This is a genomic window from Pseudomonas sp. S10E 269 (assembly GCF_002798465.1).
GTDB classification, from domain to species: domain Bacteria; phylum Pseudomonadota; class Gammaproteobacteria; order Pseudomonadales; family Pseudomonadaceae; genus Aquipseudomonas; species Aquipseudomonas pergaminensis.
Genome location: NZ_PHIJ01000001.1, coordinates 5,674,637 through 5,697,339 on the forward strand (window position 1 = coordinate 5,674,637; position 22,703 = coordinate 5,697,339).

Annotated in this window: 18 protein-coding genes and 3 pseudogenes; 12 read left to right on the forward strand and 9 right to left on the reverse strand. The window is 59.6% G+C overall.

Features of this window, described 5'->3' with window-relative positions; translation table 11 throughout:
* Positions 1-34: 34 nt before the first annotated feature.
* The 3 genes from CWC48_RS26310 to CWC48_RS26320 are packed head-to-tail and all read right to left on the reverse strand — an operon-like array spanning position 35 to position 7,225.
* The gene (locus CWC48_RS26310; protein ID WP_157806775.1) at positions 35-1,057 is read right to left on the reverse strand and encodes a hypothetical protein; all 1,023 of its coding nucleotides are present in this window, start codon (positions 1,055-1,057) and stop codon (positions 35-37) included.
* Positions 1,054-2,076, reverse strand: a complete 1,023-nt coding sequence (locus tag CWC48_RS26315) for a hypothetical protein (RefSeq protein ID WP_100490712.1) — start codon at positions 2,074-2,076, stop codon at positions 1,054-1,056. The genes CWC48_RS26310 and CWC48_RS26315 overlap by 4 nt, the downstream gene beginning before the upstream one ends.
* Positions 2,069-7,225: an AAA domain-containing protein gene (locus CWC48_RS26320; protein ID WP_100490713.1), complete on the reverse strand. Its 5,157-nt coding sequence runs from the start codon at positions 7,223-7,225 to the stop codon at positions 2,069-2,071. The genes CWC48_RS26315 and CWC48_RS26320 overlap by 8 nt, the downstream gene beginning before the upstream one ends.
* Before the next feature lie 234 nt (positions 7,226-7,459).
* Here CWC48_RS26320 and CWC48_RS26325 point away from each other — a divergent pair, with 234 nt between their 5' ends.
* Complete coding sequence (locus tag CWC48_RS26325; protein WP_100490714.1) at positions 7,460-7,777, forward strand: hypothetical protein; 318 nt, start codon at positions 7,460-7,462, stop codon at positions 7,775-7,777.
* A 9-nt stretch (positions 7,778-7,786) separates the two neighbouring features.
* Here CWC48_RS26325 and CWC48_RS26330 read toward each other — a convergent pair.
* Together CWC48_RS26330 and CWC48_RS26335 are read right to left on the reverse strand one after the other, a co-directional pair.
* Positions 7,787-7,936 (reverse strand): annotated as a pseudogene (locus CWC48_RS26330) (transposase); the annotation flags it as partial.
* Between the two features lie 146 nt (positions 7,937-8,082).
* Positions 8,083-9,066 (reverse strand): 5'-nucleotidase, encoded by a 984-nt coding sequence (locus CWC48_RS26335; protein WP_177409508.1) that lies wholly within the window; start codon positions 9,064-9,066, stop codon positions 8,083-8,085.
* A gap of 302 nt (positions 9,067-9,368) precedes the next feature.
* Here CWC48_RS26335 and CWC48_RS26340 point away from each other — a divergent pair, with 302 nt between their 5' ends.
* Together CWC48_RS26340 and CWC48_RS26345 are read left to right on the forward strand one after the other, a co-directional pair.
* Complete coding sequence (locus CWC48_RS26340; RefSeq protein WP_057010991.1) at positions 9,369-9,659, forward strand: type II toxin-antitoxin system ParD family antitoxin; 291 nt, start codon at positions 9,369-9,371, stop codon at positions 9,657-9,659.
* 2 nt (positions 9,660-9,661) lie between these two features.
* Positions 9,662-10,018, forward strand: a complete 357-nt coding sequence (locus tag CWC48_RS26345; RefSeq protein ID WP_100490715.1) for a type II toxin-antitoxin system RelE/ParE family toxin — start codon at positions 9,662-9,664, stop codon at positions 10,016-10,018.
* A gap of 207 nt (positions 10,019-10,225) precedes the next feature.
* Here CWC48_RS26345 and CWC48_RS30990 read toward each other — a convergent pair whose 3' ends face one another.
* A complete protein-coding gene (locus tag CWC48_RS30990) occupies positions 10,226-10,390 on the reverse strand; it encodes an integrase arm-type DNA-binding domain-containing protein (protein ID WP_371857053.1) in 165 nt (54 codons plus the stop codon).
* Positions 10,391-10,785: 395 nt separating this feature from the next.
* Between CWC48_RS30990 and CWC48_RS30470 the strand changes: the two are divergent.
* Both CWC48_RS30470 and CWC48_RS26355 read left to right on the forward strand, forming a co-directional pair.
* Positions 10,786-10,857 (forward strand): annotated as a pseudogene (locus CWC48_RS30470) (aldo/keto reductase); the annotation flags it as partial.
* Positions 10,858-10,984: 127 nt separating this feature from the next.
* Positions 10,985-11,740 (forward strand): DUF4239 domain-containing protein, encoded by a 756-nt coding sequence (locus tag CWC48_RS26355; protein WP_100492465.1) that lies wholly within the window; start codon positions 10,985-10,987, stop codon positions 11,738-11,740.
* A 33-nt stretch (positions 11,741-11,773) separates the two neighbouring features.
* On the opposite strand, the pseudogene CWC48_RS26360 reads toward CWC48_RS26355, so the two are convergent.
* A pseudogene (locus CWC48_RS26360) lies at positions 11,774-11,980 on the reverse strand (zinc-binding dehydrogenase); the annotation flags it as partial.
* Between the two features lie 162 nt (positions 11,981-12,142).
* On the opposite strand from CWC48_RS26360, the gene CWC48_RS26365 reads away from it, so the two are divergent.
* Together CWC48_RS26365 and CWC48_RS26370 are read left to right on the forward strand one after the other, a co-directional pair.
* A complete protein-coding gene (locus CWC48_RS26365; protein WP_100490716.1) occupies positions 12,143-12,694 on the forward strand; it encodes a GNAT family N-acetyltransferase in 552 nt (183 codons plus the stop codon).
* 39 nt (positions 12,695-12,733) lie between these two features.
* The gene (locus CWC48_RS26370) at positions 12,734-13,108 is read left to right on the forward strand and encodes a hypothetical protein (protein WP_250883724.1); all 375 of its coding nucleotides are present in this window, start codon (positions 12,734-12,736) and stop codon (positions 13,106-13,108) included.
* Positions 13,109-13,188: 80 nt separating this feature from the next.
* On the opposite strand, the gene CWC48_RS26375 is transcribed toward CWC48_RS26370, so the two are convergent.
* Complete coding sequence (locus CWC48_RS26375) at positions 13,189-13,635, reverse strand: GNAT family N-acetyltransferase (RefSeq protein WP_100490717.1); 447 nt, start codon at positions 13,633-13,635, stop codon at positions 13,189-13,191.
* 306 nt (positions 13,636-13,941) lie between these two features.
* On the opposite strand from CWC48_RS26375, the gene CWC48_RS26380 reads away from it, so the two are divergent.
* From CWC48_RS26380 to CWC48_RS26400, 5 genes are all read left to right on the forward strand, one after another.
* Positions 13,942-16,362 (forward strand): TonB-dependent siderophore receptor, encoded by a 2,421-nt coding sequence (locus CWC48_RS26380; RefSeq protein WP_100490718.1) that lies wholly within the window; start codon positions 13,942-13,944, stop codon positions 16,360-16,362.
* 62 nt (positions 16,363-16,424) lie between these two features.
* Positions 16,425-18,035, forward strand: a complete 1,611-nt coding sequence (locus CWC48_RS26385; protein ID WP_177409509.1) for an ABC transporter substrate-binding protein — start codon at positions 16,425-16,427, stop codon at positions 18,033-18,035.
* On the forward strand, positions 18,032-18,982 hold the full coding sequence (locus CWC48_RS26390; protein WP_100490720.1) for an ABC transporter permease: 951 nt from the start codon (positions 18,032-18,034) through the stop codon (positions 18,980-18,982). The genes CWC48_RS26385 and CWC48_RS26390 overlap by 4 nt, the downstream gene beginning before the upstream one ends.
* Before the next feature lie 3 nt (positions 18,983-18,985).
* A complete protein-coding gene (locus tag CWC48_RS26395; protein ID WP_100490721.1) occupies positions 18,986-19,885 on the forward strand; it encodes an ABC transporter permease in 900 nt (299 codons plus the stop codon).
* Positions 19,882-21,504, forward strand: a complete 1,623-nt coding sequence (locus CWC48_RS26400) for an ABC transporter ATP-binding protein (RefSeq protein WP_100490722.1) — start codon at positions 19,882-19,884, stop codon at positions 21,502-21,504. The genes CWC48_RS26395 and CWC48_RS26400 overlap by 4 nt, the downstream gene beginning before the upstream one ends.
* On the opposite strand, the gene CWC48_RS26405 is transcribed toward CWC48_RS26400, so the two are convergent.
* Entirely contained in the window at positions 21,485-22,678 is a 1,194-nt protein-coding gene (locus CWC48_RS26405; RefSeq protein WP_100490724.1) for a hypothetical protein, read from the reverse strand. The two genes, CWC48_RS26400 and CWC48_RS26405, sit on opposite strands and share 20 nt — an antisense overlap.
* Between the last annotated feature and the right edge of the window lie 25 nt (positions 22,679-22,703).

Genomic DNA, 22,703 nt, shown 5'->3' on the forward strand with positions numbered 1-22,703 from the left:
CCGTATCCCGCGCGCTTGCGCCTTAACGCCTCAATCAGGCCCGGCAAATGATTGGGCGCAGCCAAGCATCGCGGTTTCTGGTGCGCAACCACAGGTGGACCTGCGCGTGATCGGCGTGTTGTGGCTCGGCATCGACGGCAATCAGGCAGTTCCCGGCATCAATCGATTTACCCATCAAAATATCGCGTTTGATCAGGACCGTGTCACCATCCCCCGGTAGTTCGTAGCAACCGTCGAGGGTCGACACGAACCACTGGCGCTGGAAACGGGTGATGCCCAGAGGCTCACCGGGTACTTGTGCAATGGTGCGGGTCACATCACCCGCAACGCTGACGACCGAACCGCCCGCCGCTATGGCCCACAATTCCCCTCTCGGACCTTCGACACCCGCAATCATATTGATGAACGCGCCGGCCTCAGGCGGCCATGGTCCATCAATTCGATGCCAGGTCCCGCCCACCGGCCGACGCAGGATCAGGCCCGCATACCCCAGCGCGTATATTGCGTCTTGCGTCTGGACAATGTTGTTGACACCACCCAGCGTTCCGACAATGTGATCGTCGTGTTCAAGGCGAGCAACATCGCCCGATGTCCAACGATACAACCGGCGGCTGAACGTACCGATCAACAAGCCATCGCTTGCCCAACACAGGCATTCAGCAAGCTCCACGTTCTGGCCATCCGTGGCCACATAACCCAGTGTGCGGGAGTACCACTCATCGCGCGCGTTGAGCTGCGGATGGGGCGTAACCTGCCGCCATCCAGCCACCTGTCCAAGGACGGTGTTGGTGATCAGTTCATCTTCGCTAGTGATCGCCCAGACTTGGCCGTCGCTATCATTGACGATGGCCTGGATGGCATCTGGCACCCAAACCTGTGGTTGCAGGCGTAAATGCTCACCGTCCAGTTCACCCTTGATAATCCAGGACGATGTATGACCGCTTTCGTCCGACACGTGCACGGCAAACCAGGGCACACCGGCGGCCATTGTCAGGTCGGCAAGCTGGTAGCGCCGGACGCCATGGGCGGGTGTTGATGGGTTTATGTTGTCGCTCATGTCACAGGCACCGGTTGTTGGGTCACTGTAGAAGGTACGTCGTAGAACAAAGGCAACTCCCTGTCCATGGGCCAGCCGGCCGCCGTGTAGAACTCACGCGCCTCAATCAGGAGCACCATGGCGACAGCGCGGCCGACACTTTTGCGTTCATTCCACGTCATGAACCCTGCCTGCGCCAAGGCAAAACCTTTGACGTTGAAACGTTTGAATTCATCCGAGTTGGCAAGGCCACTGTTCCTGACGGCCACATCCACACCCAGATCCGCGGTGGTATAGACATGGGTCATCCACTCAAGCACATGCTCCAGGTACTCGCCAGTCGTTGGGTTTTTCGCGAGCAGTGTCGGATCGCCGCGCAGCCGTTTGCGTGTGTGTTTCTGGGCGTCCGTCACAAATTTATGCTGCGATCCTCTGTTCTGTGAATCCTGCATAAACGTCGCGTAGCTCTGGTCAAGGCTGAAAGACTGCCCCCTGTGCAGTGACCCTCGCAGTGCCTTGTCGGGGATCAAGTGATCGGCATCGTAGCCACGGTAGATATTCAACACCTGGGCGTTGGCCGCGGACTTGACCTGGGAAATGATTTTGTAGCCGCCCGCCAAGGTGGGCATGCGTAGCAGTTCACGCATCGCTTGCTTGGTGCTGGCATCGAGCGCGTCGGTTCGCCAGTCGAGCCCATTGATTTTATCGGCCCGCGCGACCGTGGCTTCGATTTCCGCACGCAGCACGTCTGCCTGTAGCGGGTAGGCCGCTTCAATGACGCTGGGCCGCAGGTCCGATACGCTGTACGCCGGGTTGGACAGGATTCTGGAAATCACCTCGCGCGCTTCACGCTCACTCAGTGTGTGCCCATCAGTACGCGGGTAGGTAATGCCCGCGACGTCGAATGAATCAACGAACGTGTGCTGTTGCGCTTGGTGCGCAGCGACGAACGCTGCCTGGGCAACTGCGTCCGAGGGGGCGCGCAATGCGGCCTCATAGGCGTTTCGCATCAGGGTCATGGCGGCAAAACTGCTATTCATCGGCAGTGCCCTCCGCGCGCGTGTTCGACGTATTGCCACGTACCAGATCATCGATGTGCTTGCCGAATGTCGAGGGCCTACCGTGTCCACGCGCTTGCATCCACGCCAATAAATGATCGACTGTCGGCTCAAGCAGCGAGCGGGTGCGTATGCAGTGGTCTTGCACTATCACTTGCAAGCGAGGGCTTTGCTCATCGAGCACTGCCTCCATCTCTGCCGACGCCCAATTGCGCGTGTGCTGGTGCAGGCCATCGGGGTCCAGCGTAAACCAGCCTGGGTAGTTGCCCGGCTTGCCTGTTATCACCTCGACACCAATTTCAACCTGCCGGACAGCCGGTTTAGCCGGCCACGTCAGGGTGTAAATCCGGCGTACAGTCTGAAACTGTCCATCTCGCAGGGAAGAGGCCAACATCAGTTTGGACATCAGGTCGTAAAGTTGCCGCTGCCTCAGGGTAAGCGCGGCCATCTTGGGGTTGTCGGCCTCCAGGCTGATGTCCAGAGGCACCAGTGCTCCGTGGGCACCGCTGCGGCCGCTGTCCGAAACCGGGTGGGTTTGCGCACCAGGCGCGGGATCATCGTCGTGCTGCTCGGCCTCAGCGGGTGAAGGCGAACCGGCAGGCGCGCCCCACGTATTCAGCTCGACGGCGGGCTGCAGGGAAAACAGCGCGACCTCAGCGCCTTGCGCATCGACCGTTGGTGCATGGGGGCCCGCAACCGGCTGCGCGCCGCACTGATCATCAAACTGCGCCGCCCAGGTGTGCACGAACGCAAGGTAGTCCGCCTCCCCTGCATCCGGCAATTGGGACAGGTGAGTCAGCGCATCGTCGAAGGCCATCAACAACGCATTGGCGCTGATTGTGTTCAGCCAAGGGTTGTTCAGCACCTTATCTGCCTGGCGCCGTCCGGACTCGGTAAGGAACAGGCGCCCCTGCGCATCCAATGCAGCCCAACCATTGTCGTTCGGTGCTGACTCGGGCTCGTCCTGCCCCTCGCGCATCTCATACAGTTTTTGCAACGTGCTCATGGTGCTCGACGGCATCCAGCCAAATCGCCTGAACGCCTCTTGCAGGACCAGGTTAGTGCCTAGGCTTTGAGCAGGTGCCAGCAGCAAGTCCTCATGCTCGAGCAGGCAAGGTGTCGGTGAAACCACCGCGTCGCTCAGTTGGTCGATCAAGGTGTGAACGCTCTCTGTGCGGTCACTGCCCCACGCGCGCCAGGCTTCGCTGCCGCGCCGCACCATCAGGCGAGCCGGCACGAGGGTATCGTTTACTTTCAGGTTTATCGCGACACCCAACCGTTTACCGGGTAACCCCGGGGAGTCACCATGGCCCGCCAGTACCCTGAGCAAGGGCCCCTTGACCCGTCCGCCCCCGACAATACCGTGACGCATGTAGACCGAGCCGATGAGGTTGTCCAGCACCCGCTGGGCAATGGCTCCATATGCCAAGCCCATATTCAAGGCCCGGCAAGCGCTGCCAGCTCGCTCGTCGGCGGTAGCGCCCTCGACCTGTACACACCGACCCTCCTCAAATGATCGGGCCATTTCGAGGGTGGTCAATGCATGAAACCTTACCCGACGCACCCTCTGGATATGCATGAACCACGGTGCTTCCTTGAGTACCTGGATCATGTGCCAGGCGATAGCTTCGCCTTGGGCATCATCGTCCGTCCCCAACACCAGCTCAGTGCATTGCAGTAAACGGCTGCCGGTATTGCGTAGGGACGCCGCCAGGTCACTGCCTTCGCGCTCGCTCAATTGCCAGTGCGGTTTTAACCCATCACGCCAACTGATCGCACCGGGGCCTGGGAGGTCACGAATATGACCGCCACAGCCGAACACCTGAGTACCGCCAGGTACCAGTTCTTGAATGATTTTCGCCTTGTGCAAGGATTCGACAACCATCAGCGTGGCGGGACCGAGCTTGCACGCTGGCACCCGCGGGGCGCAGGTGAGCCGCTCATGCTCTGGCTCACGCACACCGGCCAAGCATCGTCCTACCACAGCCGAAGGCAAATCGTTATTCGGGTCCATCGCCTGCTGGGAAAAAAACAGATCGGAATGGCCAAACAAAATGAAGCTTTTCTGTGCACGACTGATCGCTACGTTGAGCAGGCGCCCATCGTCACGATCGATAAACACCCGCTCACGATGATTGGTATCGGTTCGACGGCTGGCGCGGCTTTCCCGATTCACGGCACTGAACAACACCACAGGTTTCTCCGCCCCTTGAAGGGTATGAACCGTGCCGATGGTCAAACGCTCACTCAGGTCAGCGTCATCAGGGTCGAGTTCTTCGCGTACCCGACGCTTTATCGCTTCGACCTGGCCTCGAAATGGCGTGACGACCGCGACAAGTTTTTCCAACCCTATCGGCTGCTCCGGGTGGCCTTCGACCCTGGCGACCCACTTCGCCAGGCGCGGTCCGTGCTCTTTAAGCCAGTCCACGATGGCCTTGGCTTCTCCAGGGTTGGACCATGAGTCGCCTTTGCAGGGCTCATCGTTCGGGCCACCGGTCTGATAGAACCCGAGCGGCGGTAGCGGGAACGTTGCCTTCATGCGTTTGCGCAACTGCGTTTCAGCTTCGCCCTCGAGCAAGGGCAACTGGGCATCCGCGAACAGCCCTGCCAGCGGGTTGGGCACTTTGGGTTCCAACTCTTTGTCGAGCAACCCGCCCTCGGCATCACGGTCGTGATCGTGGTACAGCAAATCGATACACACATTGATGATCGACTCTGCACAACGGTAGTGCTCCCGCAGGAGCAGCCCGTCCCGTAGCCGTCCGTCCGGCATGGCCTCGGCAAACGATGACCCGGTTGCGGCAAGCTTCATGATTGAACCCGTGGCGGAGTCCGCGCCACGCACGAGCAAGGCGCCCAAAGACGACGGATCAGCCCAACGGTCCTGCACCTGACGCGCATCGACCTCGGGTGTTACCGAAGACACGGGGGAGAGCTGCTTCATATCGCCAACCACCACGGCTTTTTTAGCCAGGCTAAGCACCGGCACACCCAGCTCCGGCGCAGCTTGCCCCGCCTCATCGATAATCAGTAAATCCAGGAACGCGAACAGCGGCCTACGGCCCTCTCCCAGTAACCGTGGGGCGCTGTGCAAGGTGGCGACAATGCACGGAAACAGCATGGCTGCGTGCCTGAGTGCGTTCTTTCGGCTGCCAGGCTCGGGGGTTGCGATCACACTGGCCAGCCAACGCGTCTCCCAGTAACGCGCGGCCAACTGGAAAATAATCGGCCGCCACACCACATCCAGCAATTTCTGCTGCTGCGCCTGGCGCGCCTCGGGGGTTGCGGCCACATGCAAATCCGCGAGGATGTCGATGGCCCAGGAAGATGCCCATGCCTCACTAGGAAAGCGCGCAGCCAGTTCACCGGGCTCGATCAACGCGTCGATGTCAGCCTGGCGCTCGATTGCTGAGGCCAACCCACTGCGCAATACCTGGGTCAGCGTGTTCAAGTGCTCGCAGAGGGTCGACGCCGTAGGCGTTGTCGAAGCACTCTTCTGCATGAGATAGATAAAACGCGTGGCATCACTGACCTGATGTTTCTGCTCAACGCTAAACAACGCATTGAACAACTCTGGCAGCTCGCGGAAGGCATCTTCAAAGTGCCGCGCCAAAGCAAGGGCTGCCGCAACACCGTCTTCGTACGATTGCTTGAGGCTGGAGGACCCGACGCCCAAGATGCGCAACTGCTTTTGCCGGATCTCAAGCGTGGTGAACTTGCTGCGATGGGTTTTCCCCTTGGCCTTGGACGGTGCGCTGGCGGTGAAACCCAATAGTGGCTTGCCCGTAGGGTCCAACCAACGACGTGCCAGGGCATGCTTCCTGCCTACGGCACCATTGAACGTGCCCATCACATTCTCGACACTCTGGTTGGTCGCCCCGCACACAAACGTGACGGGGCAATGTTCGCGGTTATCGTAAGCCGCCAACACCCATTGGTTGGCGATCATCGCACGCAGCATGGCCGTCTTCCCGGTGCCCGGCGGCCCACTGACCGCAACCACCCCGACCTGCTCACCCAACCGGCCGAGGGCGTGCAATGCGCGGCGCTGCGATTCGTTCAAGGGGTCTGCGCCGCGATTGACGTCTGGCTTGTCGAGGTGTGTGGCCTTATCGACCATGGCCACGTGCCGGATCGTCACCTTCGGCGCTGCCATGCCGCCTGCCTGGACAGCCGAACGGTGTCGTCCGGCGCCTATGAGCTGCTCCAGTGCGCCGATGGACGGCGCATTGGGGATCGCTTCATACACGTTGGCGAGCGCACGTGTTGCATAGCCAGGCTGTCGCGGCACCGCAACCCATTGCCCCGTGATCGGCGCCATTCCCGTCTCAACCCCATCCGCTTGAACGCGGGCGAACAAGGCAAAACAGGCGTCGACATAACCGCTCAAATTGGCGCTTTGGCTCAACGTCGCTAGAAATAGCTTGAGCTCGTCGCGATAGCAATCGAAGTGGCCAATGGCCGGCGGCAGGTCGTTGGCCGCCATCAATGGCTGCGGTTCAAGCCATTGGCGGACAACACGCGGCCGGCAATCGTTGGGGTCGCGTGGCAGGCATATTTGGTTTTTGTCGTCCAGGTCGAAAGGAAACCAGAACGCGATATTCAGCCGGTCGGGCTTGAGGCGTTTTTTTTTTGCGCCCGGCGCAGGCTTTTTATCCGGGTCGGGCCACGTGACCTGGACCTCATCGTTTGATGAAGTGGTTTGATGAAACACCAGCGCCATGGGAATGCGCGGATCGTCATCCGGCTCGTCCGCCTCCTGCTCACCCTCTGCGTCGTCCTCTGAAGCCTCAAGCGCCTGCGCTTGCTGTTTACGCCGAGCCTCTGCGGCACGCTCGGTGAGAATGCCCAGCGCCAGCGCCGGGCGCGTGCCGAAACCAAGATTGAAGTCGGGCCAGGCCAGTCTCGCGTAATTTTTCAACGGAATGCGAACATCGGTGGCTTGCAGGCCACCCAAGTCATCGGCGATCAGCGCTCTGTGCCAGTAGTCCAACACATTCGCGGGCAAACTCGCGACGAGTCCTGCCTGAGGGTGCACCTCCAGCGGGCGCAGAACCTGTTCCTTGGAAACCGGTACAGCAGCAAAATCCTTGCGCAACCGCTTGCTCAAGTCCATGAGACGCCTAAACATTTATTACACCCTATAAAACCGAACGGCATACGAAGAATGGCTCGTAGCGAGCCAACAATGATGGCTCATTGCCTTGGTCGCTGCAATTCAAACCGGGCACGTATAGTTAACGAGTGGCCTGTTCAATGCTATACAACTCGTGTTCAGGTCAAACGCACCGTCAACCACCCTAGACTTTCCCCGCCCATGCACGGACGCCCCCTCCTCATCGCCCTATTCCTCACCGGTACTGCCATGGCCGCAGAACCCTCCCGCTACACCTACGACGAAGCCCCCACCGATGGCTTCATGTACGCCGTGCGCTATCAGCAAGCCAAACTGGCCTGTGGTTCGCTGCCCGAAGATCTCGAGGCGGACTATGCTAAAGCGATGTGGCTGACTGGGGAGGCCAGCCCTGCGTTTAAAGCTAGCTATGCACAGCGCTTGGCAACCCAGCCAAAGTGGGGCAAACCGGCGTCTCCTGAAGAACAGGCGCTTGCGTGCGAACAAAGCCAGCACACCTTGCGCGTAACGGTGCAGCTCGCCCGGCAATGGTTTCCCGGTGGCTGGTAGCCACGTGTTTTAACCCATTGATCGGCATAGGTATCTACACAACGATTGGACCTGACCAATCCAGCGGCGCAGAGCCGTAGGCCCAACGTCCATAGATGCACAGACGTCGGGAACTGAGCAGCTATCATCAAGAACCATGCTTGCAGCACGTTGCTTGAACTCGCGGGTGTAGGACTATCGCTCTTGCATGGAACCTCCTGATTGGGCGAATCATATCGCCCTTAAGAGGTGTCCGGGATCATTAGGCCAGTTCAAGCACAGAACCGATACGAATTCCTGTGGTACTACGCGCTCAAGCCACCGTGTTACACCACCTGCTGGACCTGATCCGCTTCAGGCTCTAGCGCATCCACAGTAGCGACATGGTTGGTGATGCCGAAAGGAATGTGCACGGATGGAGCAACTGCGCTAGTCGATTTAAGGTGCCCTGATTGGTCATCGAAAAAGATGTGTGGTTTCAATACACCTAAAATTTTTCCTTTCTCGATGCCGCCTAGGAAGAATGCGTCATTGGCCATGACACCCCAACTCTTGAGTGTATTCATCGCACGCTCATGAGACGGAGCATTGCGGGCTGTGACGATCGAGACGCGTATGCGGTTTTCGTATTCAGGATTGAGCTTTTTGTGCTTCTCCTCGACCGACTGGATTTTGGATATCCGCACCATGAATTCCTTCAGCGGCCCAGGGTTATGGGGCTGCATGACATTCTTCACTTCGTGCGCATGGAATTCAGACAATCCAGAGGCCTGCATGATTGTTTCGGACTCATCGCCAGCGAGCACGCCGTCAAAGTCGAATGCGATGCGTAGGGTTTTATCAGTCTCGTCGTCTTCAAATTTTGAATCGAGAACCTGGCCAGCCGGGTACCCGGCCCTGATAGCCGCTTCCACGTCTTTTTTGTCACCCGACAAAAATAAAGCGATATTCAGTGCTGGTATGTATTCATAAGGAGATTTTCCCTGCATGAAAATCGCCCTTGCCATCCCAAGCCCATAGTGCTCGATAGTCTTCAGTACGCGCAGCCCGGTGTCGGGATCATTGCGCGAAAGAAGTATCACCTCGACGAGCGGATCCGTAGGATCGACGCTCAGGTCATTCACTGACAGTAAACGCTTGATGAAGGGGAACGCTATCCCCTTAGGAAGCGGGACGTGCAGATTGTCTTGCTGAAACTTGCGGTATTCCTCCTCCCCCTGACTCTGAAACACTGCGTCAGATGCCAGCAAATCAAACACAGCGCTGGAAGCGACGCCGATCACTAGGCGATTTTCTAACTCGTAGGGCATTGGAACCTCTCTTGATGCCTCTAAACGCAAATATTGATGGGCATCGAACATGCCGATCGATTTCAGGGCGGATCGAGAAGCACACATCGCGCGCCTCCTCCCACGCACAGTCAGGCATATCAATCTTCAAATCAATCTGCCGGTTGCTTTCATTATGGGAGGATGACTTTGAACCTTGCTGATTGGCGCCAAGTCAGCCGTCACCTGATCGCCGGATGTCGGCCCCAAGCTATTCTCCAGAGCGAAATTGGCATAATATGCCAACATCAAAAGTATCTGTTTGCATAGAACTGGAGCTAGTTATGGCGACGCGAAACGTTGTGCTCACCCCTCACCAGGACCAGGTTATCCATGACTTGGTGCAGTCCGGCCGTTATCAGAATGCCAGCGAAGTGATGCGAGAAGGTTTACGTTTATTGGAGCAGCGCGTCGCCGAAGACACCGCCAAAATTGAGGCACTGCGTCAGGCGACCTCGATCGGCATCATGGATCTTGAGCACGGGCGCTTTACTCAGGTAAACGAGGGTGATCTGGAGCACTACCTCGAGAGCTTGAGCCTGGAGGCAACCCTCCCTGCGAGAGAGAAACACTGAGCATGCCGCAGTATCGGATCTCCAACCCGGCGCGCGCCGACATTGTCGACATCCTCAGGCTCTCCCAGACGCAGTTCGGCGATCAAGCTCGCCAGCGCTACCAGGCGCTGATCCTCGCGGCGCTGCAAGCGCTTGCCGACACGCCCTATCGCATTGGCAGCCACGACCGCGATGAGCTTGCACCGGGCCTTCGCAGCTATCACCTCATCTATTCACGCCAGCAGGCCAAACAAACCCATGGAACGGTCAAAAGCCCACGCCATATCGTGTTGTATCGTGTGGCAAACGACGACGTGATCGAGGTCGTCAGACTCCTTCATGACGCCATGGAAGTGCAGTTGCACTTGCCTAACGACTGATCAGCGACCTGGCCCAACGGCTTAACTGGCCAGAAATAGCGAAGGTAAGGCGCCTCCTCTATATCTCAACCTGAGCGCCCTCGTTGTCAGCCGACTTGGCGGCCAATCGAAGGGGGAGGTTCTGGGTCCAACCGGGGTATCGAGATCCACGACCAGAAACACTATGTTCAACTTTGCGTATCACTTTCAATGCAGAACAACCGCTTCTTAGGCGTTTTCCATGACCAGCCGCCTAGCATTACGCTCCAGCTGTCGATGGACACGCGGATCGATGTCCCTAGCGACCAGAGCCCTGGCAACATCACGCAGAGCACGAGCATCTCGCGAATCAATTTCAGGATAGGTGCAGAGAGACAGACCCGACAACGCCACTTAAGGATATCGACTCATTACCCATATCCTCTTCCGAACGACCAAGGGTCTGCCAGATACGGGTTGCTCATCCAGTATACGGAGGCGCACTGAATACCAGCCACTGCCATACTGGAGTCCGTCGGAGATCGCCATTCGCGATCACTCGCACATTCGGTGCGAATGGGGGCAAAAATGGGGGCAAACAAAAGCGTTATCGACCTGAAAACATTGTCCTAGAGCCTAGTCAAAATGTTTTTTGGCGATCCTGACAGCCTCTGAATCAAAGAACCCAACTCAATACCCCACCTCCCCTAACGTGTTCACACCACATCTGCACGCGCCACGGCCCGTGCAGCCTGTTCGTAAACACCCGGCGCCCGCCCAATGCGGCGCGCCAGTCTGGTGGATCTCCTATGCAAAAACGCAAACTCGGCAACAGTTCTCTTGAAGTTTCGGCCCTGGGCCTGGGCTGCATGGAGCTCAGTATCCGGCGGGAGCATTCATCTGCCTTCAGGGTGGTGATTGAGGCGTTGCGGTATAGGGGGTGACGGGCTAAGTCCACCCGACAGTCTATTCTCTAAGACTTGAATCCTATTGATCAGGGCGCAATGCATGAACTCACTCTTGATCGCATTCGCCATTTTTGGGTGCCTGGTTGCGGCCTCGCTGCTCATGATGCATTGGTACCCCAAGCTGCCAGCACGCCACAGGGATGAAGAGACCAACACCGTGATACGCCTGGTCGCGAATATTTTTGTGGTGATGACGTCGCTGGTCTTCGGCCTGATGATTAATTCCGCCAAGAATACCTTTGAGTCCATTGATGCGAACTTCCATGGGTATGCAACCAGCCTGATCATTTTTGACCGGACGCTGCGGGGCTACGGAGAAGCCACACAAGAAACAAGGACCCGTTTGGTCGCTTATCTTGAGCGTGCTATCGAGACCCCATACCGAGGTGACGAAGCCTTGCAGCATCGTAACAGTGAGGCAGCTAAATACCTGGACGACATCGGGAAGTCACTAGCCGGTATAAAGCCCCCGGACCGCTTCCATGAAACCATGCTTCAGGATATCCGCCAGCAATACCACTCGCTCATCGAGCAACGCTGGAGGATCGTCGAGCAGTCGGAAGGCGCGATTCCAAGCCCGTTGATCGGGATGCTGGTCGCTTGGTTGACACTCATCTTCGCGAGTTTTGGCTACCGCGCGCCCCGGAACTCGATGGTCATCGGCATGTTCATCATCTCATCATTGCTCATCGGGGCTTCTGTTTACCTTGTATTGGACATGGATGTGCCCTTCCATGGCCCTATCCAAATATCCGACGAGCCCCTGCGCCGGGCGCTCGCCGTCATGCAACTCTAGGCGAAAAAAAGGCGCCCGGTTGGCGCCTCAATGTTATTCAGCGACTTTGATCACAACCTTGCCAAATGCACCCTTCGCGAGATGCTCGTAGGCTTCTCGTGCTTGCTCGAATGGGTACACCTGGTCGATCACGGGGCGGATCTTGTGTTCGTTGAGGAACAGGTACATTCGGTCAAATGATGAGCGCGGTGCTACGGCGATACCGCGAAGGGTCGTCTGGCGGAATATGAGTGGCATCAAATACGGTGATGGTTAGCGACTGGCTATCAAAGCTGAGGGCTCCAGCCCTTCGGATTTACGCACTGCGATGGCTCCATCAATAACCCGTCACATTGGATCTTTCTTTATCAAACTGCCGCTCTAGACTGGCTCCAACCCCTTTGGCCAATCGGAAAGATACCCATGCCCTCCCCCGACTTCGACTGCCAACCCGACCTGTACGGCAGCACCCTAAGGCTTAAACCGCTGGCAGACGGTGATTTTGAAGGCATGTTCCAGGCAGCGGCTGACCCGGACATCTGGTGCGGTCATCCCGCGCGGGATCGCTATAAACGCGAGGTGTTCGAGGCGTACTTCGCCTCTCTACTTGCCACGAAGAAGGCGCTCGCGGTCATCGAGAGTGCCTCGGGGGATATCGTCGGCACCTCAAGCTACTACACGCCGCCGGATCTACCGAACAGCATAGCCATCGGTTTTACGTTTCTGGTGCGGGCGAAGTGGGGCGGCAATGCCAACCGCGAACTTAAGCAGTTGATGCTGGAACATGCCTTCACGGCTTACGACATTGTCTATTTCCACATCGCGCCTACCAACATTCGCTCGCAAACGGCCACGATGAAGTTGGGGGCGGTGCATTTGTATGACGCCGAACTGAAAATATCCGCTGCACCTGCCTTGGCGAAGTGTTACGGACTGACGCGCGCTCAATGGGAGGGCGCTAGTCTATTTGCGTGAGATACCGGAAGAGGGCGATTATTTGAAGGGAGGCAAACAATGCGTTGTTTAATTGGTTTTATGGTCCTGGTGTCATCGGCAGCCGCCCTCGGCTCAGAAGCGCAGATGAAGCAGTGGGAAAAGATGGATCGTTGCTCAAACGCCGCCTTTATCGCGGTATCCATCGTTGAAGAAAGTGCCGACACCTTCAAGCAGACACTCGCGCTGCAGGGCGCCATTGGCGGGCTCAAGAACAATACAAAGCTGGGAGAGGCAACGCCGAGTGAAAACGAAGTTGCGGGAGCGCACAAAATGGCACTTCGAGTCTCTGCCGGGATGCCTCGGCCCTTGTCGAAGCGCGATCACGATTGGCTGATCGCCCAGGCCGCAACGTCCTGCACCTTGTGGGTGCCTGACGCCAAACCTGCGTCATAGCGCCCGCACTGGCATGCCGATATCGCAGCTGAACTGGCCGGTGTGGGCGCCAGAATTCGCCAATGGCGAAAGCTGCCCGGTCAGGCGTTGGCCAGCTCGATGATGTGGGTGGCATGGACATCTTTTGTTCGAGTGAAGCCGCAGCGCAGGTAAAACGCGTCGCCTCCTGACGTATCGGTGGAAAGACGCACCGCCTGAAAGTGAAGCGTGCCCTGCGCAACCAACGCTTTTACCAGCGCCTGACCGACGTGTTGATTCCTTGCCGCAGGTGTCACGTACACGCGCCGTAGCCTTGCGGTATCGGGCTGAGTATAGGGATCAACTGATAGCCCTCCGATACCTATCACTTGCTGGTTCGAATACGCAGCCATGAGACATTCACCGGGCGCGTTGAAGCGATTCGTTCCGGACTCCCACTCCGAAATCAGGCGCGTAAGAAACCTGAAACCTTCTGCAACTGCCTCTTTCTCCAACGTAAAAACTTCTGCCGGCAGGTGCGTAATCTGTTGAATCTCGATTCGTTTCATTCGTCGTCCTTGATTCGGTGTGAATCCGTTTGGCTTATCGAGGATGCATCGGGTGCAGACTATAAGCGGCAAGTGGGAGTGCAGCTACTGCGTTAGGGAGCCGGATTTGGCCGCTGCTGAGAGTACAGAACTGACACAGCCACTAAATAAAAATAGATGATCTTATTTTTTAACAACATAACAATGTTTAATAATTATCTTATTCCAAAAAAGACTTTCCACAAGGTTTTTTATAGATATATCTTCATTTCACAGACCGACCCCATACCTGGCGGAGGACGCACCCACACCCTCCAGGTTACCTCCATGCCAGACATCGCCTTCCCCACGCACTTCAAGAAATTACCTCTTTCACTCCTGACCGGCTCCCTGCTCCTGACTGCTGCGCCCTCTTTTGCCGAAGACGCCAAGCTCGACACCGTCACGGTGATTTCCACCGGCCTGCGGGGCCAGCAGCGCACCGTGGCGGACAGTCCGGCGCCGATCGATGTGATCAACAGCGACCAGTTGCTCAAGACCGGTCGTGCCGAACTGTCCGAGGCCATCGCCAAACTGCTGCCGTCGTTCAACTTCGGCACCAACATCGCCGGCTATAACTCGGTGACCCGCCCGCTGAGCAACCGCAGCCTGGGGCCGGCCTACACCCTGGTGTTGGTCAACGGTAAACGCCGGCACAACGGCGCCACCGGCCAGCGCGGTTCCATCGATAACAGCGGCGCGAACGCGGTGGACATCGACCTGATTCCGGTGAGTGCCGTGGACCATATCGAGGTGCTCAAAGACAGCGCTGCCGCACAGTACGGTTCGGACGCGGTGGCGGGTGTGATCAACATTATTCTCAAGAACACCAAGAGTGGCGGCCACCTGGAAACCAGCTACGGCCAGCTGTATTCCGGCCAGGGCGAAACCATCAAGGTAGCGGGTGACCAGGGCTTTGAACTCGGCCAAGGCGGCTTCTTCCACTTTTCGGCCGATGCGCGCAAACGCGGCAGTGCCTCGTGGAACGACAAGGCCGACAGCACCGTGCGCGCCTTCGCCGACCCGGCCAAACAAGCGGCCTGGGACCGGGTGGCGATCAAGAATGGCGACCCTGACCTCAAGGCCTTCAACCTGGCCTACAACGCCGAACTGCCCCTGGAAGACGTGACGCTGTACTCCTTCTCTACCTATGGCGAGCGGGACGCCGAGGCCGCCAACTACTTCCGCTTGCCCACTGGCACGGCGGCAGTGCCTGAGGTGTTTCCCGACGGTTACTTCCCGCTCAACAACATCAAGGACCGTGACTACCAGTTCCTGTTCGGCGGCAAGGGCTTGGTTGCCGACTGGAACTGGGACCTGAGCACCACCTACGGGCGCAACAACGTGCACCACTCCAGCGACCTGAATATCAACCCGTCGCTGGGCACCGCCTCTCCGACCAAATTCGACAACCTGGCGACCTTCCGCTTCGAGCAGTGGGTCAACAACCTGGACTTCACCCGCCGCTACGACAGCCTGTTCAACCTGACGCCGCCAGTGCAGGTATCGGCCGGCCTGGAGCATCGCTGGGAGCACTTCAGTACCTTCGCCGGCGACCCAGAGGCGTATGTCACTGGCACCTACCCCGCCGCTTCCGGCGCGCAGGCTGCCGTGACGATTCGCCCCGAAGATGAAGTGAGCCTGATCCGTAACAACTACGCGGGTTACCTCGACCTGGGCTTCGACCTGACCGACCGTTGGTTCCTCGACATGGCTGGCCGGGTCGAGCATTACGACGATGACTCGGGTAATACCTTCGGCCTCAAAGTGAACTCACGCTACGAACTGACCGACACTGTGGCCGTGCGCGGCACCGTCGGCACCGGTTTCCGGGCACCCTCCCTCACCCAGATCGGCTACACCGTGGCCGACAATCGGGTGGCGACCGATGTGAACGGCAATGTGGTGCCGGCCGTGACGCGCCTGACGCCGTCGGGCAGCAACCTGGCCAAGGCCCTTGGCGGCGATGACCTTAAGCCGGAGAAATCCCGCAACCTCGGGCTGGGCCTGACCTGGCAACCGGCGCCACGCACCAGCATCACCGCCGATGCCTATTTGATCGACATCGACGACCGCATTGCCCTGACCAGCAATATCTATGACCGTGGCAATGGCGCAATCAACGCCATTCTCGCCGCTCAGGGTGTGCCCACGGGTACCTGGGTCAACTATTACACCAACGCCTTCGATACGCGCACCAAGGGCCTGGATGTGGTGGCCGACCACACCACACCGTTGGATACCTGGGGCGATGTGCGCTGGAGCCTGGGCTTCAACTGGAACAAGACCACCATCGAAGGCACCCGCGACACGCCGAGTGCGCTGGCAGGTTCGGGCGTGACCCTGGTGGGCCGCGACCGCGAAGGTGACCTGACCGACGCATCACCCAAGACCAAATGGATCCTGGGCGCCAACTGGAAGGTCCAGGACCTGGCCGTCAACCTGCAGACCGCCCGTTACGGCGCGGTGAAGACCCTGGCCGTCAACCCGACGGGCGACCGTAGCTTCGGCGCCAAATGGATCACCGACCTGGACGTCAGTTACACCTTCGTCGACAGCCTCACCGTCAGCATCGGCGGCACCAACATTTTCGACGTACGCCCCGACAAACATGCCGTGTACAGCAACCTCGGCCTGGCGGCCTACGGCAACCCACCGTTCTACCCAGGCGGCGGCTATTGGTACACCAAGCTGGCGTACGACTTCTGATCCACACCTTGCATGCACCCGCAACGCCACATGAGGGCACCCCATTGAATACCTCCAACTTGATGAGCCGTCTGCTGGCCCCTTGCGCCTTGGCGCTGAGCCTCGCTGCTTGCTCGCCCGGGAATGACACCCAGGCCGGCAAGACTCTGAACATCGCGTTCTTTGGCGACAACACCACCCTGGTCAGTGTCGACCCGTTCCAGGTCTATTGGCTGGAACACCGGGTGCTGCTGCGCAATGTCGCCGAATCCCTGACCGACCAGGACCCGGAGACCGGCAAGATTATTCCCTGGCTGGCCAAAAGCTGGGAGGTCAGTGACGACGCGCTGACCTACACCTTCCACCTGCGCGATAACGTCACCTTCAGCAACGGCGAGCGCTTCGACGCCAAGGCGGTGAAAACCGCGTTCGACAGTGACAAGGCACTGGCCACTGAGCTGCCAGCCACTTTTGGCGCCACCTACCTGGCGGGCTTCGACCACGCCGAGGTGGTAGACGATTTCACCGTCAAGCTGGTGCTGTCCAAGCCCAACGCCGGCTTCCTGCAAGCCACGTCGACGACCAACCTGGCGATCCTCGCCCCCGCCTCCTACGCACTGACGGTGAAGGAGCGCTCACTGGGCAAGATCATCGGCACCGGGCCTTTTGTACTGGCCAGCTACACGCCGGAAGTCGGTGCGCACCTGACCAAGCGCAAGGGCTACGCCTGGGCCTCAGCCAATATGAAAAACCAGGGGGAAGCGCACCTGGACGCGGTGGACATCAGCTACATCCCCGAAGAAAGCGTACGCAACGGTCTGTTCCTGCAAGGCAAGGCCGACATCCTGTGGCCACGCAACCCGTTCTCGGAAGTCGACCTGAAACTGTTCCAGTCCAAGGGCGCGACCATCCAGAGCCGCTCGCTGCCAGGGCCTGCGCTCAACCTGTACCCCAACACCCGTGGCGAGCGCATCCTCGCTGACCAGCACGTACGCCTGGCGGTGCAGAAGGCCCTCGACCGCAAGAGCTACGCGAGCACCGTCTACAACGGCGAGTTTCCGGTGGTGGACGGTATCTTCGATGTGACCACGCCTTACTTCAAAAGCCAGGGCAACAAGCTCGCCTATGACCCTGCGGGCGCTGAACACTTGCTGGACCAAGCCGGCTGGGCCAAGGGCACGGACGGTTACCGGCAAAAAAACGGCAAGCGCCTGACCCTCAGCTACAACATCAGCCCCGCCGAGACCGCTGGCGACGTGTTGATCCAGGACCAACTGCGCAAGGTCGGTATCGAATTGAAACTCAGCGTGGTCACTCGCGCCGAATGGGTCGCCAACAACTCTGCCGGCAATTACGACCTGACCATCAACTACATGACCCGCGCCGACCCGATCATCCTGCAGACCATCCTCGATCCGCGCAGCGCCAACAGCTCAACGGTGGCCACCAACACCTACGAACCGGCGGTGCTGGAAAAAGCCAAGGGCTTGTTCGATGCCGGTATCACCGCGACCCAAGGCCAACAACGCGCAGCAGCCTATGGTGACTTGCAGGACCTGCTGATCGATCAAAGCTCTGCCTTCCCGGTGTACGAGCGCGTGTGGCAGGCGGCGACGTCGCCCAAGGTGAAGAACTTCCGCTGGACCGCCGAGGGCTTCGCGCTGCTGGGTGATATCGAGATCGGCACGCCATGAGCCGTTACTTGATCGGTCGCGTAGGCCAAGCCCTGTTGGTGCTGTGGGGGGCGTACAGCATCACGTATTTCATCCTCTATCTGCTGCCGGGTGACACCTTGTCGATCATGCTCAGTGCGTCGGGCATGGAAGCCGACTCGCTGTCGGTGGAAGACCTGGCCAAGGCCCGGGCTTTCTACGGGCTGGACAAGGGCCTGTTCGAACAGTATTTCGACCTGCTGCTCGGCGCACTGCACGGTGACTTCGGCCAGTCACTCTCGCTCAATCGCCCGGTCGCCGAGCTGCTCGCCGAACGCCTGCCGCAGACCTTGTCCCTGGCCGGCCTGGCCATCGTGCTGTCGCTGCTGGGCGGGATCGGCCTGGCCTACCTGACGGCCTATATCCGCTGGCAGCCGTTGAAGCAGGCCTTGGCGCGCCTGCCGTCGCTGGGGTTTTCGGTGCCGGTGTTCTGGATGGGATTGTTGCTGATCCAAGTGTTTGCGTTTGGCCTGGGCTGGTTTCCCGCCACTGGCAGCCGGGGTTTCGAAAGCCTGGTGCTGCCGGCCATCACCCTGGCAATTCCCAGTGCGGCGGTGTACGCCCAAGTGCTGCAACGCAGTTTCCAGGGGGTGTGGAGAGAGTCCTACATCGCCACGGCCTACGCCAAGGGCCTGAGCCGTGGCCAGGTGCAGGCACGGCATGCGTTCAAGAATGCCGCACTGCCGATCCTCACCCTGATCGGCTTGCAGGTGGGCAATACGGTGTCGGGCGCGGTGTTGGTGGAGACCATCTTTGCCCGCTCCGGCATTGGCCGCCTGGCCCAGGAAGCGGTATTGCGCCAGGACATACCGGTGGTGCTGGCAATCGTCGCGGTGTCGGCAGCGGCATTTGTACTGGTGAACCTGCTGGTCGACCTGCTCTATCCGTGGCTCGACTCGCGTATCTCTCACACGCCAAAGGTGTCCTAGACCATGACGATCCTTGAGCAGAACCTGGGCCGCAGCGCCCTCCCGGCCAGCCCGGCGCTGTGGCGCCGCCGCAGCCGCCTGCAACGCGCCACGGCGGTGGTGTTGCCGCTGCTGCGCAGGCCCGGTTTCAGCCTGGCGCTGCTGGTGGTGGTATTCGCGCTGGTGGCCGCCGTGGCCCCGCACCTGTTGAGCGGCTTCGACCCCTACGCCACGTCCCCCATCGACAAGCTCCGCGCGCCCAACCTGAGCCATTGGTTCGGCACCGATGAGCTGGGGCGCGACCTGTACACCCGCGTGGTGTTCGGCTCCAGCCTTTCGGTGCTGGCGGCGTTTCTCGCCGTGGGCATCGCCCTGCTGGGCGGCCTGGGCCTGGGCATCCTGTCGGGCTTCGCCGGTGGGCGCATTGATGCGGTGATCATGCGTTTTGTCGATGTGTTGCTCGCCCTGCCCGGCCTGCTGCTGGCCCTGGCCATCGTGACGGCGATCGGCTTCGGCACCGTGCCGGTGGCTATCGCCGTGGGCATCGGCATCATTCCAGGGTTTGCGCGCACCACCCGCGCCGAAGTACTGCGGGTCAAGACATTGCCCTACGTCGAGGCCGCGCGCCTGGGCGGTGCAAGCTGGGGCCGCACCTTGCTGCGGCACATCCTGCCCAACGCCTGGGGGCCAGTGGCGGTGCTCGCGACCCTGGACTTTGGCGCGGCCATCCTAGCGACTGCGGGTCTGAGTTTCCTGGGGTTTGGCGCCGCGCCACCGGCAGCCGAATGGGGCACCTTGATCGCCAACGGACGGCACTTTCTGATCACTGCACCGTGGGTGTCGCTGCTGCCCGGCCTGTTCCTGGTGGCCGTGGTGTTCAGCCTCAACCATATCGCCCGCACCTTCGAGGAGATCCAGCGATGAACGCTTTAGTGGATGTTCGCCAACTCAGTGTCAGCTACCGCTCCGGCGGGCACGTCAATCAAGCGGTGCGCACGCTGTCGTTCGCTATCGCCCAAGGCGAGACGGTGGCGATTGTCGGCGAATCCGGCTCGGGCAAGTCGACTCTGGCCAATGCCATCCTCGGCCTGCTGCCAGACAATGCGCAGATCAGCACCGGCCAACTCTGGGTGGACGGCAACGACCTCACCCACGCCAACGAGCGCCAGAAACGCAGCCTGCGCGGCCGCACAGTGGGCCTGGTGCCCCAGGACCCGATGGTCAGCCTCAACCCGACCCTGCGCATCGGCCAGCAGATTGCCGAGGCGCTGATCCTGGCCAAGGGCAAACGCTACCCCGCCGTGGATGCCGACATTGTCGAACTGCTGCAACAGGTGGGCATCGACAAGCCTCTGCTGCGCGCACGCCAGTACCCCCATGAACTCTCCGGCGGCATGCGCCAGCGCGTGCTGATCGCCATTGCCCTGGCCGGCAACCCACGCTTGATCATCGCCGACGAACCCACCAGTGCCCTCGACGTGACGGTGCAGCGCAAGATTCTCGACCACTTGCAACGCCTGGTCAGTGAGCGTGGGATTTCGCTGTTGATCATCACCCATGACCTGGGCGTGGCTGCCGACCGCGCCGATCGGATCCTGGTGATGCAGCAAGGCGAACTTGTCGAGCAGGGGCCGCCACGCCAGATCCTCAGCGCGCCGCAACACGACTACACCCGCGCGCTGATTGCCGCCGCGCCCGCGTTCGCCAAGCGCCGTGAGCCCTTGGTGCGCATTGACCCGGCGCAACAACCGATACTGAGCCTGCACAATGTGGGCAAGACGTTTGCGCTGCCCAAGGTCAAGGGGGAGGATTCGACGTTCGTTGCCCTCGAAGACCTCAACCTGCAGGTCTTTCCCGGCCAGACCCTGGCCATCGTGGGCGAGTCCGGATCGGGCAAGAGCACCGCGCTGCGTATCGCCCTCGGCCTGGAAAAACCCACACAGGGTCGGGTCTGGTTCGAGCAACGGGACGTCACCGACCTGAGCTGGCGCGACTTCCGCCCGCTGCGCCAGCGCCTGCAACTGGTGCAGCAAAACCCGTTTGCCGCCCTCGACCCACGCTTTACCGTGTTCGACAGCATTGTCGAGCCGCTGGTGTCGTTCGGCGTGCTCAAGGGCCCGGCGCTGGAACAGGCGGCACGGGAGTTGATCAGTCGTGTCCACCTCCCGGTCAGCTACCTGGACCGCCTGCCGCGCGAATTGTCCGGCGGCCAGTGCCAACGCGTCGCCATCGCCAGGGCACTGGCGTTGAAACCGGACCTGTTGCTGCTGGACGAGCCGGTCAGCGCGCTGGATGTGTCGGTGCAGGCGCACATTCTTGATCTTTTGGAAGAGCTGCAACGGGAGATGGGCATTGCCTATGTGCTGGTGTCCCACGACCTGTCGGTGGTGGCCAACTTCGCCCATGAAGTGCTGGTGCTGCGCAATGGCCGGGTGATTGAACAAGGCTCGGTCGAGCGGATATTCAATCAGCCGGCGAGTGATTACACGCGGGAATTGATTGCAGCCATACCGGGTCGGCAAGTTACGGCGACGGCGGCGTGATCTCTCGTCTAAGCTGCTCCCAGCCCACGAGTCGAGCAGCTTGCTTGGTCCAGATCGATTTTGCCGTCGGCGGTGCATGAAGGTTCATCTGCGGGGGCATGCGCTGTATCCGGCTGGCGCGGGTGAACAGGCAGAGTTTGGTATAGGACGGCAGTTGGTGAAGTTTGGCGGTATGGATAGCCATTGGACAAATCAACAATAGGTCGCCGAACGCGAACAGCTGGTACGCGCTAACCTGCACCCTTGCATCATCGCGCAGGCGTGTCTGCCATTGCAGCGAATCCAGATCGCCCAATTTCACCTGGTCCTCCAGAATGAACCGGGCAGCGTGAGCCTGGCGGATCTCCAATGTGCCCGCGACGATGTAAGTGATGCTCGACATAGGCCCGCGCGCGGAAAGCAGGAACAGAATGAAAAATATCATCACTGACACCGCTACCATGGACATGCGACGAAACAGACTGCCCTGGACGACAAAAAACAAGAGTGCCGGTATCAGGCTGAGCACGAAGGTGCAAATCGAAAAAATCGCCACAAATGTGACTGCCGCCTCGTCATCCTGGCCGACGTAGCTGTCCAGGATCAACAGCGTCGGCAGTGTTCCGGAAACGACCGTCATCAGCAGCATCAGGGCGATGGGCACGTACACCCACTTGCGTTGGTCCCGGGGCGCTCCTCGCGCGATAAGCACCCGCACCGCTCTTATTTGAGCCAACCCCAGCAGTGCCAGAAGCGTAGTGCCCGAAACAATCGACAGGGCCTGCCCTGCGCTGACCTCTTCATTCCAGTAAAAAGCCAGTGTCATAAACGTGGTGAACCCGACAACCAGTGGCACCAGAAGCCATCCGGCAATGTATCGGGTGTTCTCGCGGCGGCTGTTGAGCAATGAAACCGACATTCCGTACAGCCATGCCGAAACCATCAGCACTGCCAGTTGCAGGGTCATCATGAAGGTCACCACAAGTACCCACACCAGCAACGCCGATTTGGAGTCCAGCGTGGACATGAAAATGTCCGGGCGCCCGATGGCTTTGGTGTAGATGTAGAGGCTGAGCATGCCGAAGCCCGTGCCGAGAAAAATTACAGTCACCGTAAACGGTGTCCAGTGTTCAAGCAGGCGCTTGAACCCACTGCGGAAAAACATCTGGAACGTTGAAGCGGGCGCCGGCGACATCAGATCTCCTTGAAGTGAACACTCT